The 402-nt window shown below is 67.9% G+C and carries 1 protein-coding gene; it reads left to right on the top strand.

The genetic code is table 11. The features are described 5' to 3' along the window. Positions 1-402, top strand: a 402-nt coding sequence (locus D7X12_RS42130) for a condensation domain-containing protein (protein ID WP_147444041.1), incomplete at both ends; no start/stop codon positions are given.

The following is a 402-nucleotide window of genomic DNA, read 5'->3' as shown; positions in this document are numbered from 1 at the left end:
AGCAGCGTCTGTGGCTCATTGATCAGCTCGAACCGGGCAGCCCCCTCTACAACATGCCCGTGGCGGTGCGGCTGGACGGCACCCTTCACGCGGACGTGCTGGAACGGGCGCTCCAGGAAGTCCTGCGTCGCCATGATGCCCTGCGCACCACGTTCGCGCAGGTGGACGGCGAGCCCGTGCAGGTCATCCACCCGGAAGTCGTCCTGCCCCTGGGACACGTCGACCTCTCGGGTGTGGACGCAGCGCAGCGGGAAGGAGAGGCACGGGCGCAGGTGGCGCAGGAGATGCGCAGGCCCTTCGACCTGCGCAGGGGCCCTCTCGTCCGCGCAGTGCTCTTCAAGCTCACGGAGCGGGAGCACATCCTCGTCGTCAACATGCACCACATCGTCTCCGACGGCTGGT

The organism is Corallococcus sicarius (assembly GCF_003611735.1).
GTDB classification, from domain to species: Bacteria; Myxococcota; Myxococcia; order Myxococcales; family Myxococcaceae; genus Corallococcus; species Corallococcus sicarius.
The sequence above is the reverse complement of the archived record's forward strand: the minus strand, read 5'-3'. Positions and strand labels throughout refer to the sequence as shown.